Origin of the sequence: Affinundibacterium flavidum (genome assembly GCF_014284175.1) — a bacterium.
Lineage (GTDB): Bacteria > Pseudomonadota > Gammaproteobacteria > Burkholderiales > Burkholderiaceae_D > Undibacterium > Undibacterium flavidum.
Map to the genome: position 1 here is coordinate 1 of NZ_JACOGA010000024.1, position 16999 is coordinate 16999.

Below are 16999 nucleotides of genomic sequence, written 5' to 3' on the forward strand. Positions count from 1 at the left end.
GGTAGTAGGTGCCAACTCCAGTCGCACTACGCGCTCCTTACGCAGGCACCTACTACCGCAAAACCATACAACCAACTACAAGAACAGACAATCTATAAGACAGCATACAAGGGTTGGGGATGAGGGAAATTCAGATTCGGATAAAATTTTAAGTGCATAAATTTATATATTGACTCATGCCACGAAAGAGCTTTACTGCTTCTGAAACACCCTCACCCTAACCCTCTCCCGCTTGCGGGAGAGGGGATATTGCGGTGCTAATTTTGTCCTTAAATCGGCTTATAAGCCGTCACTTCTATCTCAACTTTGCAATCCACCATCATCGCCGATTGCACACAGGAACGTGCAGGTGGGTTATCGCCAAAATATTCTGTGTAGATGCGATTGAAAGTCCAGAAGTCGCGCGTGTCGTCTAGCCATACACTGACTTTGACGACATCGCTTAACTCGCAACCAGCCAATGCCAGTACTTTTTTCACATTTTCCATGGTGCGGCGAGTTTGCGATTCTATGCCGCCAGTTTCGATTTCACCGTTGTCTTTCATCGCGACTTGACCGGAGCAAAATACAAAATCGCCTGCACGTACTGCGGGAGAAAATGGTAGGCGCTGACCGCCTGCACCGGAAGGGATATTGCCGAAACGTGTGATGTCTTTAGTCATGCTGAACTCGTAAATATAGAAGTGTTGAATCTGTTTAAATGTTGGGGCTAAGCATACTTGCCTTGCACCGCATAGTCGTATGGGTAAATTCCCTCATTTACTTAATCAAGCCGCGGGCGGTAGCGACCAGGATCGCGCCTTGACCAGCCAAATGCGCTTGGGTCTCATCGGATACGACGGTGATTTTTCCTGAGAAGTAATCATCGTTCTTAATCAAGATTGCTAAGGCTTCTTTCATAATCGGTTTGCCGCAAATGACCACTGGCGTTCCTGGCATCATCTTGATTGCGGTGCTATTTTTTAGCGTCAATAAATCCGCACCGAGGATGGCACCGAGTAAGAAATTGGCTCTATCATTGCGTTCGTAAATCGTGAATTGATCAAGCGTGCGAACGTTGAAACAAGTACGACCTAGGCCTATGGTTTGTGCTGATTGCGCACCAGCTAATAACATTTCTTCGCTGATGGATGTCGCAAACTGCGAATCTAAAGATTGCGCCAAAATCGTATTGTGCGTGATCACATACATTAGCTCACCAGCCAAGGTCGTGACGCAACCTGTGATGCGATTTTTATCGTCGATACAGACAAATTTAGAGTGCGAACCAGGCATCACCATCATGGCAGGGCCAGTGATATCAAGTTGTTCGATCACGCTCATGACTTCGACTTCCTCGCCACGCATCATGTCCATTGCTTCGCAATTATGTAAGCCGATGTTATCGACGACATTGCGTACACCGGGTACAAACCAGATTGGCTTGGCGAAGACTTCGGGTATTGTTACCGAGACCATGCCACGTGCTAATTGTTGTAAGCCAGCGGGGGCTAATACGTGCGGTAATTCAAACAGACCGACGTTGGAGCTGATCATGCCCGAGCCTATGACAAGGTCGATTTGCTCTTCCCTTACTTGGGCGGCTGCCAGTGTTTTGTTGATCGTATCGCGTACGCCGTTTTGTAATTTTTCGCGGCTGCCGGTAATTGCTGTATCGCGCACACCAACTTCGCACGCCTGATGTGCCAGCACTTCGCCGTCCTGCCACAGCGTGACACGAGTATTGGTCGTGCCTGTATCGATAGTAATAATATGAGTCATGTCAAATAAGACCTAAGTGAAATTTTGGGTGACGCACGGAAGAAGTCGATTTGTATGGATGGCGGCGCACACTTTTTTCCCATTTGGTATCAGTGTCAGTGTCAGTGTCAGTGTCAGCGCCAGTGTATATACAGCGGCCATAAAATAAATCAATCATTCAATCCGACTTCAACAGATTGATCGCAGCTTAACGGGCTAGGGCGGGCTGAGCAAGCGAGGAATATTTGAGATGTCATTAAAAAATATTTAAGGAGAAAATTTTAATTTACTGATTAGTTTGATAATCATCTGGGTTTTCTATGGTTTTATGGGCCGGTCAAGGCTTAATCCTGAGTTTTAACATGAATCGATTTTCCCGATTTGAAATAATCATGATGAAAATGTTAGCACTGTTAGTAAGAAATTGGTAAGAAGTTAGTAAGGAAGCGGACTGCATTAGCACAACAATTAAATTTCAAGCTTTCATTAAGTTTTATTAAACGAACTTCTGATATGGTATCGTTTTTCAATGAGGGTACTATGTCCAAACGTCTTCCACCACTAAACGCATTAAAGGTTTTCGAAGTCGCAGCGCGACGCTTGAACTTCACGCGTGCGGCGGAAGAGTTGCATGTGACGAACGCAGCTGTCAGTCATCAGATCAAATTGTTGGAAGACTTCCTTGGCTTAGATCTGTTCCAACGTAGTAATAATGTCTTAAAACTGACCGAAGCGGGCGAACGCTATTTGCCGCGCATACGCGAAGGTTTCAAAATTTTTCAGCAAGCGACTGACACGCTACTCAACGATAATAATGTCTTGTTGCGAGTCGGTGTACCGCCTTCGTTTGGATCCAAATGGTTGGTGCCGCGCTTGTATCGTTTTTTAAATCGGCATCCGCAAGTCCGGGTTGAGATCGTGTCGGAGGTTGATCGTAGTTATCGCGATTGTGATATTTCGATAGATTTTCGACGTACTCAATTTGCCGATTTTAGGATTGAGCCCTTCATCGTGACCGAGGTATTTCCGGTCTGTAGTCCAGCGATTGCTAAAGCTATGACGACGCCATCTGACTTAAGCAAACAAACTTTGCTGCATGAAGTTAGCGCCATGAATGATCCCGATTATCCTAGCTGGCAATCTTGGTTTTCTACACTTGGTGTGAATGATAAAGAGGTGCGTAAAGGGCCATTATTTACGCTGGCGCTGATGGCTTTGCAAGCAGCGATTGATGGGCAGGGTGTCGCATTGGGTCAAGCTTTATTGGTGGAGTACGATATTGCCGCCGGACGTCTGGTACGACCGTTTAATGTAGAGACGCCGCTACGTCTTGATTACTACTTAATTTATGCCGCGGATATGAAAGAAAACACCGCCTTCCTCGCTTTTCATCAATGGTTGATTAGTGAAGCGCAGGCGCGCTAATAATCGGCTGTTAATAATTCATAAAACAAGTCAAGACCCCTCAACGCAGAGGCGCAGAGACACAGAGACAAGTGGAGAAAACCAATAATTCTTTCGTTTTTCTCTGCGCTCCTCAGCGCCTCTGCGTCTCAGCGTTGAGGGGTTTGAATGTTTATCCATATTAATGTGACTGAAGAGTCACGATTTTTTTATGACTCTATTTCAAAAAGATGTGTTGTTACTGAGTAGCGAAAAAGTTTTACTTGAAACCTTTGGTGCTGGTGTTTCTAGAGATCGCTTGCAGCAAGACGTTTGTTCAAGGATTTTAGATGTGAGCTTTTCTGAAGAATCTGCGGCACATCGATGTGTAGTGTTTGCCTTGCCAAAAAGCGCCGACAAAACTGTAGCAACACATGCGCAATTTGCAGAGCTCGCGTTCTTTGGTGACAGCCAGTATTGTTTAGATTTGGCGATAGCATGCGCTAAGCAGGCAGAAAAAATTCTTGTAGTTGGAACGCGCTCGCGCGAAAATGTCTCGCGCATGACTCAGCATTATGTTCGTCGCTTATGTTCGTCGACTATGTGGTCAAACGGTGAGCGCTAAGAGGCATCTGAGCTCGAGCGCCAAGAGTAAAGACATCCTCTTCAAATCAATTGCTAACATTCGATCAACTGAATGATAGTCGCAGGTGTCGCCCCGATCATTAAGATCTGCTTAGCCCAGTTCTAATACAAAACCGGCTATCCGCCAAGGCATCATCGCGCAGAATTAATGCATGTTGATCGACGGATAGTAGGATTGAATAGAGTTCTAAAAAAAATTAATTTCGTCTTAGGTGCAATTCGGTTTTTAGAGTAATTGCAATTGACGCCAAAGCGGTAAACGATTTTTTAAAATGTCTATCACCTGTACTTCGAGAAAGGCAATATTCTCTTCGCTGGATTCAATTCTTTTACCTTCTTTGATAAAAGTAACACCCGTTTCTTTCATTAATTTAGTAATTTCTTCGGTAATGATTTTTACCCCTAGGTCGGGCGATTTTTGTTTCGCAATGACCGAATAAGCCATACGTTCGACGATCGTCATTGCGACACCGTTTCCGAGTAAGGGGGATGCGAATGCCCTATGTTCATCGCCATATCTTGCATTCCAGGCGATGGTGCGGTTAATCGCTTGACTTGCTTGTTGCGTAGCGTTTGTATGATTGTCGTCTAGCTTGTTGTCTGGCGCGGGGATAAAATAGATTGACGCGATTCCACCTGTCATTAAGATGGCGGCTATCTGTAAGATATCGCTATTGGTTTGAAATTTTTCAAACAACATGGCCTTTAATTCACTCAATGAACATGGCCGTTCTGCCAGTAAATCAAGTACTGGGTTGTAAAGTTCAGGTTTCGCATCGACCGCGCCAGATCCTAGTTTTATTTTGAGGCTGACTCGGTCGCGGGGAATCATCAAAGCCAAGCCTAATCGATCTATCCAATCATTTTGTCGCAAGGTACTCATCATTCTCGCACCGCGCGTATAGACATCCTTACGGAAACCATTATTGAGGTAGTAATCCTTAATGGTCTCGCGCACAATGGCATTCGGTATGGTGTTTAAGACTTGTATTTTCTCTTCGGATAGGTATAAATTTTCATAAAAACTCAGCAAATCCGCGGAGCCGATGTAGTCGAGTTTGGCTTGAGACATGTCGCGCGCGACATCTGCGTGATACAGCGCGGACCAATCGTTATTTAAGTATTCGTGAACCAAATACTTCGCATCGTTATTGGTGATAGATTCAAGTCGAAAATTCAAACCCGGATTTGCTTGAATATAACTGGCATTGGTCGAAGTCAGTTTCTCCAAAAAAGCTCTGCCAGCCATGATTTTGTCGAGGCCATCATTCGGAAAAAGATTGGCATGTTCCATCAACAAGCGTTGCAATGGCAAAGCGGCTGCCCACCCCGGCATAGCGTTATAGCTTACATAAACAATACCACCAGGTTTCAAATAACGAGCGATAAAGTCCACCATATGTTGACGACTCTCAGGCGACACCCAGCTATAAATGCCATGTAAAGTAATAAAGTCGAATTGTGGAAGTCCCTGCACGTCACCCTGTGCCAGTTCAGCAAAACTATTTTCAAGTAAAGTCAAATTAGTTAATTTTGCTGAGTTGGCTAGTTGGCGTGCGTTGGCGACATGAGCGGGGGTAAAGTCTGCGGCATAAAACTGGCCTTGAGGATTACTCGCAGCTAATAAATTGATGGTCAGCCCTTGCCCAAAACCTAATTCAAAATAGGTAAATGGCTGATCCAAGGGAATTGGCTCGCATCGATTTAGGATGCTGACAAAATTCAAGTAGGCGGGGCTTTGTTCGCGATAAAAGCCTGACGTATATTCCACACCCGATGCGTATCCAGCGGTCCAATCCATGCAATTCTCCGTTTAAATTGAATTTTGTCTGTTATACAGACTTATTTGATGCCGTTAAGCGCGCATTGAAGTAGTTGTTATTTTCGATTTGTCTGTATGCAGCGAGCAATCTGCCAACTTTAACTGATCATGACGACAATAAATAGCATTTATGTACACTGACCCTAAGTGTGGTTTTCTAGCTCACTTTCATTCATTTTATTTTTTTAGATACTCTCATATGCTTTTAATATTTGATTAGGATCAAGCAAGTGTTACCATTTTATTCCTATATGGCAACGTCGAGGCGCATTTCTCCAAGTTCGCACTTTACAAGAAATCTTTAACCGCAAATTAATCGAGCATTTTTAGCCTCAATGACAAAACCTAACTATCACTTTATTACTGGCTTGCCCCGCTCCGGTAGTACTTTACTTTCGGCACTGCTGCTGCAAAATCCGCGTTTTCACGCCAGTATGACAAGTCCGGTTGGGGTACTGTTTTCCAATATGTTGCATCAGTTTGCCGCGGGCAGTGAATTTGGTGCTGTGGTGACGACTGAGCAAAGAAGACGCTTGGTGCGCGCTTTGTTTGATGCTTATTATGCGGATCAAACAGATAAGAAAGTCATCTTTGATACGAATCGCATGTGGAGTGCGAAGCTGCCGTTGGTGATGGACCAGTTCCCCGGTGCCAAAGTCATTGCTTGTGTCCGTAATGTGGCTTGGGTAATGGATAGTATGGAGCGACGTTTTCGTGCTAATCCATATGAATTGACCAAACTATTTAATGACGATACTGAGCGCAATACGGTGTATAGCAGGGTAGATACCTTGGCACAACGTAATAGATTGGTTGGTTATCCGTGGACTGCGTTGAAAGAAGCTTTTTATGGAGAACATGCGTCTTCGCTGCTGTTAGTTGAATACGATTTATTGGCGCAAGTGCCAGAAAAAGTTTTACCCCTGATTTACCAGTTCATAGGCGAGCCAGCCTTTGAGCATGACTATCACAATGTTCAATTTGACGCTCCTGAGTTTGATGCACAACTCGGCATGAGCGGATTGCATAAAGTGCGCGATAAAGTCAGTTTAGAGTCGCGCAGAACAATACTTCCTCCCGATTTGTTTGAGCAATATTCAGCATTGTCCTTCTGGAAAAATACCAGCGGCAGTAACTGCAACGTCATCACTACTAAATCTGTCACAGAATAATTAAGGACTACAAAATGAGCAGCTTAACTACCGGCAATGTCTTCGATATGAGCATATTAAATGCAGCTAGCCAAAATCCAGTTGCTAGTGGCAAAACCGTGTTGGTTGTGGATAGTCGATTGCCAGATTTTCAGAGCATCGTTAATGCCGCAAAATCTGGTGTGATCGTGATTGTATTGGATCAAAATCAAAACGGTATAAAACAAATTGCGGATGCGTTAAAAGGGATCAGTAATATTGATTCCATTAGCATAGTCTCTCATGGTAACCACGGCATGGTTTTGCTTGGTGATAGCCCTTTGCATCTTGGAAATGTAGATCAATACGCCAGCGAACTGAAAAGCATTGGTGAAAGTTTAAGCGCCGACGGTGATATCGCACTTTACGGATGCGACGTTGGCTCTGGCTCAGACGGTGTCGCGTTTATGAACGCCTTAGCGGCAGCCACTGGCGCCGATATTGCTGCGTCAAGTGACGATACTGGTAGCGCTAACCGCAATGGCAATTGGGAACTAGAAATCTCAACGGGTGATATCAGTCAAACACCCATTCTAGACTTATTGCAACTACGAGACTGGGATCATTTGGCAAGTACCGGTTCGGCCAATAGCCAGGCCACGCTGGTGAGTGCGATTGCGGCGGCGGTGGGCGACGGTTCAGACGACACCATTACCTTGACCGGCGATTTTACGTTGACTTCAGCGGTGACCATTGCCGTCAACGACGGCAAGACGCTGACCATTGTCGGTGCCGGTTACAAGATCGACGGTAACAATGCGAGCCGGTTGTTGGTTACCGGCACCACCAATGCGGGATCGACGATTTCTCTACAAAATCTGACGCTAGCCAATGGCTTTTTAAGTGCTAACGGCGGCGATTCGCTCTCAAGTGGAGCTGTAGCGGGTGGAGATGCACTCGGTGCAGCTATTAGTAATTCTGGTACGCTCAATATTAGCGGCGTGACTTTCTCTGGCAACAAGGCGGCCGGCGGCGGCGGCGGTGCCGCAGGTCCTGGTGGTCAAAGCGGCGGTGGCGGTGGCGGCGGTGGTTTCGGTACCACTAACGGTGGTTCTGGTGGTGCGAATGATACTTATACAGCCACCAGTCCGTCAGCGGGCAAGGGAGGCAACGGCGCGGGTACTAATTCGGCTCCCGAAATTGGCGGCTACGGCGGCACCACGACAGGCGGAAAGGCTGGCGCACTTGCCGGTGGATCCACTGGCGGCAAGGGTGCCACGGCGTCTGATGGTACCAGTTCAATTGGCGGCGGTGGCGGTGGCGGTGGTAACTATGCAGCAGGTGGCCGTGGTGGTAATGCAGTAGGCGCCATTTACAATAATGGTGGTACCGTCAAAATTAGTTCCAGCACGTTCTCGAATAATATTGCGGCTGGTGGTGGTGGTGGTGGTGGTTCGGTGTATGCCAATTTCCCCGGCAATGGCGGTAACGGCGGCTATGGTGTGGCGGCAATTTGGAATAAGTCTGGTACGGTTTCGGCTGATGCTTCCACCAAAACTTCCATTACTGGCGCGACAAATGTTGGGAAAGGTGGTTACGGTGGTTATGCAAAAGGCGGTGGAGGTTCCGCAGGTAGCAATCGTGGTGCGAACCAGACGTTGGGCACGATAGGTACACTTATCGTTGCTCCGACTGTTTTATTGTCGACTAATAACAGTAGCATTGCTGAAAGTGCGGGCATGTCCACAATAACCGCAACATTGAGTTCAATTGCCAGCACCGACACCATTGTGACTATTGCCGCGACAGGTACGGCTACCGGCAGTGGCACGGATTACACCTTGTCTTCAACCTCAATCAAAATTTTGGCAGGCAATCTGACTGGCACCGCTTTGGTCACGGCAGTGCAGGACACGCTAGACGAACCGAATGAAACTGTCATTGTTGATATCATCAGTGTTTCCGGCGGCGACAGTGCTACGGAGAGTGGTACTCAGCAACAAACGATTACGATTACCGACGATGATGCCACGCCATCGCTATCGATTGCTAATGTTAGCCAAGCTGAAGGCAATTCTGGCTCTACCAACCTGACTTTTACTGTCACTTTATCGGCGGCATCGGCGCAAGCGGTATCGGTCAATTATGCCACCATAAATGGTACGGCAAGCGCTGGCAGTGATTACACTGCTGCCAGCGGCACGCTGAACTTTGCAGCTGGCGAAACCACCAAAACTTTTAATGTGGTCATCGCGGGAGACAGCACTATTGAATCGGATGAAGACTTCACTGTAACGCTGTCGAGCCCGACCAATGCTACCTTGGGTACCGCCAATGCTACTGGTACGATTACTGATGACGACAGCGACAACACGCCTCCGGTAGTTAGCAGTATCACCCGAGTTGACACCGCCACTTCAAACGCTACTAGCGTGCAATATACGGTTAAATTTTCAGAGGATGTGACTGGAGTCGATGCTGGCGACTTTTCGCTGACAACCAGTGGTACCAGCGGTACGGTTTCTAATGTGACTGGCAGCGGTGATACCTACACGGTGACGGTGAATACGATCACTGGTGACGGCACTCTACGCCTTGACTTGGTTGCATCGGGTTCCGGCATCGCCGACACCAGTACCAAAAATAATGCGATAGACACGGATTTTACTAGCGGCGAAGTCTATACCTTCGACCATACTGCGCCGGCCACACCGTCCACCCCAGATTTAGCACCGGCTAGTGATAGCGGTATTTTTAGTTTTGATAACTATACCAGTGTCACTACGCCTCTTTTCAATGGTACAGGTGAGATTGGATCGACTGTCACCTTGTACGACACCAGTAATAGCAATGCGGTATTGGGCACTAAGACAGTGAATGGCGCGGGTAAATGGTCCATTACTAGCACCACACTAACTGAAGGTACGCATGTCATTGTCGCCAAAGCCAGCGATACGGTTGGTAACTTAAGCAGCAATTCGTCCAGCCTCAGTGTCACGATTGACAAGACAGCACCAGCAAGCGCGCCGGGCGATGTTGCACTTACCGATGCCGAAGATAGCGGTACATCTAATACCGATAATATTACCAACTTCAGTACGCCCTTATTGTATGGCAATGGTGCTGTGAAAAACCAGTGGATCAACCTGTATGAAAACGATGGCTTAACTCTGGTTGATATTATTCAGGCTGATTCTCAAGGACACTGGGAATATACCTACTCACCTAGCAAAGGTGATGGTACTTACAAGATGGTGGCGAGAAGCGTGGATCTGGCAGGCAACGTCGGCCCGGCTTCCAACACATTTACTTTGACAGTTGACACTACCTCACCAAGCACTCCTGATGCCCCTGATTTAGTAAGTGGCAGTGATAGTGGTATCTCCGCCACAGATGACATCACCAATGACAACACGCCGACTGTCAGTGGCGTCACAGAAGCTAATGCCAGTGTCACTTTGTATGACACCGATGATACGACAGTGCTCGGCATTACGACATCGGATGGCAGTGGTAATTGGAGCATCATTAGCTCAACACTGAAAGCCGGTAGCCATGACTTAAAAGTAGAAGTGGTTGATGTCGCTGGCAATAACAGCGGCTTGTCTGCGGCTTTGACGGTAACCATCGATACTACGGGGCCGACCACCGCGAATAAGACGATGTCACTGTCTGCTGACACAGGGAGCTCATCATCAGATTTCATTACTAAAACGGCGTCACAAACCATTTCTGGAACGGTAGACGCGGATCTTGCTAACGATGAAGTAGTCGAGGTATCTGTAAACAATGGTGCAAGCTGGACAGTCGCTACTGGGGCGGCAGGGCAAAAAAGCTGGAGTGCATCTGGCTTAACTTTAGTTGGTAGCGATACCATCAAAGTGCGAGTCGTCGATACTGCTGGCAACAGCGGCACCGTAGCATCTCAGGCCTATACATTAGATCAAACTGCACCAGCAGCACCGACCATTGCCCTGGACAGCGCCAGTGATAGTGGTAGCAGTAATAGCGACGGCATAACCAATAAAGTGAATCCTGTGATTCGTGGTACAACTATAGCTAATGCCAGCGTCGAATTGTTCGATACAGGTGGTGTTACTGTACTAGGAACGACGACGGCAGATGGTAGTGGGAATTGGTCAATTACCAGCAGTAAGCTTGCAAGCGGTTCTCATACGCTGACAGCAAAGGCAACTGATATTGCTGGTAATGTGAGTGCAGCTTCTGCATCAACAATCGTCAAAATAGACACGACCGCGCCAGCATTGCTATCGGCGATTACGATCAGTGATACAGCACTTAAAATTGGTGATACTGCACAAGTAAAATTTTCGTTCACGGAGGCGGTTAGTGGTTTTACGACGGCAGATGTGGCTGTACCTAATGGGCAATTGACGGGCTTGTCGAGTTCAGATGGAGGAGTAAATTGGAGCGCAACGCTGACGCCAAACTCGAACGTCACCAATGTAAGCAATACCTTGACCTTGTCTAATATTGGGTATGTTGATTTGGCTGGGAATGCTGGTGTGGGAAGCAGTCTTTCACCATCTTATAGTGTCGATACGATGCGCCCTAGTTTGACAACAGGTATCAGTATTAGTGACACCTCTTTAAAGATTGGTGATACGGCAAATCTGAGTTTTGTTTTCGCTGAAGCGATCACTGGATTTACCACCGCTGATCTGAATTCACCGAATGCGGTCATTTCAAATTTGGTGTCTGGCGATGGTGGCGTTACGTGGACAGCAACGCTTACGCCAAATGCAAATTCATCAATTAACACCAACCTAATAACACTAGACTATACGGGTATCCTTGATTTAAAAGGCAATGCGGGCACTGGTAGCGCCACCAGCAAAAATTACGTGGTCGATACCGTTCCTCCTAATGCTCCTAGCATTACCATTTCAGATAGCAATTTGACCGTTGGGGAAACCGCGACGGTGAGTTTCACTTTTGCTGAACCCGTATCAGGTTTTTCGATAGCAGACGTTGCCGTGGAAAATGGCGTACTGTCAAATTTATTGACAACCGATAATATCCACTTTACGGCTTTATTAACGCCGACTGACAAAATTGCCGATAGCACGAATACGCTCACTGTTGATTGCACAGGGATTAGCGATTTAGCTGGCAATGCGGGAATTGGCACACTGAAAAGTTCAAACTATGCAATCGACACAACGCGTCCTGTGTTGGCATCAGCTATCAGCATTTCAGATACTGCTTTAAAAATAGGTGATACCGCAACGGTATCGTTCAGTTTTAACAAAGCGGCCAGCAATTTCACAAGCGCCAATATTATCGCTGAGAACGGCGTCATCAGTAATCTGATCTCCAATGATGGTGGAATCAGTTGGACTGCCAGTTTAACGGCCAAGGCCAACATCAATGACAGCACGAACGTCGTTGGCATCAGTTTGGAAGGGGTTAATCTCGGCTCTTCTGGTAACTATAGTATTGACACCGTTCGCCCAAGCTTAGCCTCGACAATCAGCTGGTCTGATACCGCACTGGCAGTAGGTGAGACTGCGCAGGTGACGATCACCTTCTCGGAAGCAATCACGGATTTTACTAATGCCGATTTGACGGTCGAGAACGGTATTCTCTCTCCCCTTAGCTCCACCAATGGTGGCATTACTTGGACGGCTACATTTACTCCAACCAATAACCTCACCGATGCTACTAATAGCCTGAGCTTGAATCTGGCTGGCATCAGTGATTTGGCGGGTAACGCCGGGACTGGTTCAGCCAGTTCGCCCAATTACGCGATTGATACTTTACGTCCTACGGCGACCATCAGTTTTAGTGATACGGCACTCATTGCAGGCGAGAGCGCCATAGTTACGATCACTTTCAGTGAAGCGGTCAGTGATTTGACCAATGCAGACCTGACTATCGCCAATGGTACTTTGACCTCTGTCAGTTCTTCCAATGGTGGTCTGAGCTGGAGTGCTACGTTCACGCCGACGGTCAATTTGGAAGATAGCAGCAATGTTATCGTGCTCAACAATGCCGGCGTCATTGATGCAGCGGGTAATACTGGTCTGGGTAGCACAAGCTCAGCGAACTACAGCGTCGATACGCTACGTCCAACCGCAAACATTGGTCTCAATATTAGCCTCAACGACAGCGCATTGAACGTTGGCGAAAGTGCCACCGTCACCATCACCTTCTCCGAGCCTGTTGTTAACTTCACCAATGCTGATCTGACGGTTGAGAATGGTATCCTCTCGCCCCTTAGCTCCACCGATGGGGGCATTACTTGGATCGCTACACTCACGCCAAGCAATAACCTCACCGATGCTACTAATAGCCTGAGCTTGAATCTGGCAGGCATTAGTGATCTTGCGGGTAACGCCGGGATTGGTTCAGCCAGTTCGCCCAATTACGCGATTGATACTTTACGTCCTACAGCGACCATCAGTTTTAGTGATACGGCACTCATTGCAGGCGAGAGCGCTATTGTTACGATCACTTTCAGTGAAGCGGTCAGTGATTTGACTAATGCCGACCTGACTATAGCCAATGGTACTTTGACCCCTGTCAGTTCTTCTAATGGCGGTCTGACGTGGAGTGCTACGTTCACGCCGACAGTCAATCTGGAAGATAGCAGCAATGTCATCGTGCTCAATAACACCGGCGTCATTGATGCAGCGGGCAATACTGGTCTGGGTAGTACAAGTTCAGCGAACTACAGCATAGATACGCTACGCCCAACCTCAAGCATCAGCCTCAATGATAGCGCCTTGAGCATAGGTGAAAGTGCCATCGTCACCATTACATTCTCTGAGCCTGTTTCTAACTTTAGCAATGCTGACCTGAGCCTGACTCACGGCACACTTTCTGCCGTTAGCTCAACAGATGGAGGGCGCACCTGGAGCGCGACGCTGACACCTGAAGCAAACGTCACCGCGACAAATAATCTGATTACGCTTGATAATGCGGGTGTCAATGATGCGGCTGGCAATGCGGGAAGTGGCATCACATCATCAGCCGCTTATAAGCTTGATACGGTACGCCCGAGTGCAACCCTGACACTGGCAGATAATCAGTTGACCGCAGGGGAAACCACTACATTGACCGTCCAATTTAGTGAAGCAGTTACCAATTTCTCGAATGCTGATTTGAGCATAGAGAATGGCGCGCTCTCACAACTTGAATCAACGAACGGTGGTACTACCTGGACAGCGACATTTACACCGGCGATCAGCACTTCGGATGCCAGCAATGTCATTGTGCTCAACAATACTACCTACACCGATCTTAATGGAAACATCGGCACCGGTACGAGCTCTTCTAGTAATTACAGCGTGGATACACTGCGTCCGGCCGCGACCATCAGTCTAAATGATAATAATTTATTGCTCGGTGAAACAGCAAACGTGAGCTTTAGTTTTAATCGTCCAGTAACAGGCTTTACCAACGCCGATTTGACAGTTGAAAATGGTAGCTTGAGTGCGGTCACATCAACCGATGGTGGTTTGACTTGGAGTGCTATTTTCACTCCAAGCGCTTTCCTCAATGATAGTACTAACCTCATTACTCTCAACCAGGCAGGTGTTATGGATGCCGCTGGTAACGTGGGTGTAGGCAATGCAACGTCAGCGAATTTCAGCATAGACACCCGCAATACTTTGCCAAGCATCGTTGGTACGCAGTCCGGTCAATCGATCAATAGTAATAATACTGTGAAGCCTTTTAGCAACGTGACGATTGTAGATTCTGATCTTGGTGCGATGGAGAAGGTGACGGTACGTTTGGATAATGCAGATAAGGGAAGTTTTACTGCAGCCTCATTGGCGTTGGCAGGTTTTTCTTCTAACGATGGTGGACTTACATACACCTCTAATGCAGCGGCCTCACCAGCGAATATACAAGCTGCTTTACGCGCTTTAGTGTTCCAGCCTAACGCCAGCCGCGTCAGCGTCGGCAACACAGACACAACGACTTTTACGGTCAGTGTCAACGATGGGATTGAGACTGCTAACAATGCTAACACTAGTGTGATTACAACCGCAGTCAATAGCGCACCATCGGATATTGCATTGAGTAACACACTAATCAATCAATCCGCCAATGCACTCGCTTCACTTGGTTTGTTAAGTAGCACGGATATCAATTTGGGCGATACTCACACCTATACTCTGGTCAATAGTCCGGCCTCGAACGACAATGTCTTGTTCACCTTAGATGGTAATCAGGTTAAAGTCAAAACACCGGGGTTGATTGCGGCAGGTAATTACCAATTAGCGGTACGTACCACTGACGCGGCGGGTGCTAGTTTTATTAAGACCTTTACGGTTGGTGTCAAAGATGATGTCGCCCCTAAAGTTGTTTCCATAGACGGTAGTTTCTCTACTTCGCAAGCTGATCAGGTGGATTTCCTGGTGCAATTTAGTGAAGAGGTTACAGGCGTCAATCTGAATGACTTTAGTTTATTAGCCTCTGGCGGTGCCAACGGTACGCTTAAAGAAATCACGCAGATTAATGCCAGTACCTACCGGGTCAGTGTGAATCACGTGGCAGGCAATGGTAGTTTGCGCCTAGACCTGAATAGTGTTGGATCAGGGATTGCCGATCTGGTATCCAATCCGATTTCTGCTGGCTTTATCGGTAGCAAATTAGACGTTAAAACAGATCTGGATAACGACAATATTTCTGACACTTTAGAGTCTAAGGTGCCGAATCGCTTCGGTACTGGTACAGGTGACGGCAACGGCGATGGTATTGCTGATACCGATCAAAATAGTGTTAGTTCGCTGGTATGGAAACAACAGCCCAACGGCGTCACCTCGTACGTCACCTTAGCCAATTCGGAAGGTGCGTCACAAGTCAATGTCATCACTACACCAACGCCGACTAACTTGCCTGCCGATGTCAGTATGCCATTTGGTTTGCTCGCTTTTGATATTGTTGATCTCAAGCCAGGTGCGTCCACCAAGATGTCTGTATTTGTCGAAAAAGGTACGCCAATCAACGGGTACTGGAAGCAAGACAAAGCCGGTCATTGGGTTAATATTGCCGACAGTGTGACAACCACTGGCAATACGATACGGATTGATTTTACGCTGACGGATGGCGGCGAGTTTGATGCCGATGGAATCGTCAACGGCAAGATCAGCGACCCGGGTGGCCCAGGTTTATTCACGGGTGCAGCACCGAATATGAATGCCTTTGCCCTGACGGAAGTCGCGCCACGGAATGTCAAAAAACTGGACTTTAATGTCAGCTTTAGTACTGCCGTAAAAAATGTCGATATCACCGATTTTGCCCTCAATGCCACGGGCACGGCACAAGGCACGATTAAGCAAGTTGTTAAAATTTCCGATACGCTTTACAAAGTTTCGGTCGATAGCGTCACTGGTAATGGTTCGTTAGTTGTGGCAGTCAAAACCGGTGTATCTGGCAATGACATCACGGATCTCTATGGTACGGCGTTGAGCACCACGGTCAATAACATCGTGACTACGGCACCGCATCCATTGCAAAGTGATATCGCCTTGCATAGCAACAGTGAGAAAATCGCCGCGCTCTATACGCTGATGTATCACCGCGCACCGGATCAGGAAGGCTTGACTTACTGGCTCAACGAGATGGCTCATGGTAAGACCATGACCGATATCTCACGTGCTTTTGCCAGTCACTCTCGTTTCATGAAAGACTATGCCACCATGAATAATCAGTTGTTTGTGGAAACTTTGTACAAGGACGGGCTGGGAAATGCCGGCGATGCACAAGGCGTTTCCTTCTGGATTAATAAGCTCAATCTCGGACAAAGCCGCGCCGATATGGTCGCCGAGTTCGCTCTCTCGGCCATGACGACGAACCTGGTCTCTATACATGATGCTCATGGCTTAAGCGACGCCGAGTTTCTTGCCGCTACAGTGCGTCAGAATACTTTGTTAAACCGCATTGATCTTGGTCTGGAATTCGTTAAACAGTTCGGTAGTGCGACCAATCCTTTGAGTGCTACCGACCTTGATCCTGCTTACCATGCAGCGCAATTAATCATCGCTAAAGTGAATGCTACCGATGAGTCGCTTGCGAATAATATGAATACTTTGCATGCTACTCCTACAATTAATGCTGTTCTTAATGTAGTAAATCATGAGCAGTGGGTGAGCCTGATTGGAGAGCAAAGTATTTCCATGTAATTTTTTTATAATTGAATTGCTTCGCTTAAGTTTTGGAGTTGAAAAAGCGTTTCGTTTAGATTGATTTGATGAGAACGGCAAAAAATCTCGCTGTTAGTATTTTGTGTTTGCCTTTACAGTTT

General features: G+C 47.2%; 7 protein-coding genes. 4 read left to right on the top strand and 3 right to left on the bottom strand.

Features of this window, described 5'->3' with window-relative positions:
• Window positions 1–269: 269 nt before the first annotated feature.
• On the bottom strand, window positions 270–662 hold the full coding sequence (locus H8K55_RS19550) for a RidA family protein (protein WP_186943755.1): 393 nt from the start codon (window positions 660–662) through the stop codon (window positions 270–272).
• A 97-nt stretch (window positions 663–759) separates the two neighbouring features.
• Window positions 760–1761: a 2-dehydro-3-deoxygalactonokinase gene (locus H8K55_RS19555; RefSeq protein WP_186943756.1), complete on the bottom strand. Its 1002-nt coding sequence runs from the start codon at window positions 1759–1761 to the stop codon at window positions 760–762.
• A 519-nt stretch (window positions 1762–2280) separates the two neighbouring features.
• Between H8K55_RS19555 and gcvA the strand changes: the two genes are divergently transcribed.
• Both gcvA and H8K55_RS19565 read left to right on the top strand, forming a co-directional pair.
• Window positions 2281–3165 (top strand): transcriptional regulator GcvA, encoded by an 885-nt coding sequence (gene gcvA, locus H8K55_RS19560; protein ID WP_186943757.1) that lies wholly within the window; start codon window positions 2281–2283, stop codon window positions 3163–3165.
• 190 nt (window positions 3166–3355) lie between these two features.
• Complete coding sequence (locus tag H8K55_RS19565) at window positions 3356–3748, top strand: hypothetical protein (protein WP_186943758.1); 393 nt, start codon at window positions 3356–3358, stop codon at window positions 3746–3748.
• A gap of 246 nt (window positions 3749–3994) precedes the next feature.
• Here H8K55_RS19565 and H8K55_RS19570 read toward each other — a convergent pair whose 3' ends face one another.
• The gene (locus tag H8K55_RS19570) at window positions 3995–5569 is read right to left on the bottom strand and encodes a class I SAM-dependent methyltransferase (RefSeq protein ID WP_186943759.1); all 1575 of its coding nucleotides are present in this window, start codon (window positions 5567–5569) and stop codon (window positions 3995–3997) included.
• Between the two features lie 356 nt (window positions 5570–5925).
• Here H8K55_RS19570 and H8K55_RS19575 point away from each other — a divergent pair, with 356 nt between their 5' ends.
• Window positions 5926–6762 carry a sulfotransferase gene (locus tag H8K55_RS19575; protein WP_186943760.1) on the top strand — a complete coding sequence of 279 codons (837 nt, stop codon included), beginning with the start codon at window positions 5926–5928 and terminating at the stop codon, window positions 6760–6762.
• A gap of 14 nt (window positions 6763–6776) precedes the next feature.
• Complete coding sequence (locus H8K55_RS19580; protein WP_186943761.1) at window positions 6777–16877, top strand: Ig-like domain-containing protein; 10101 nt, start codon at window positions 6777–6779, stop codon at window positions 16875–16877.
• Window positions 16878–16999: the final 122 nt, after the last annotated feature.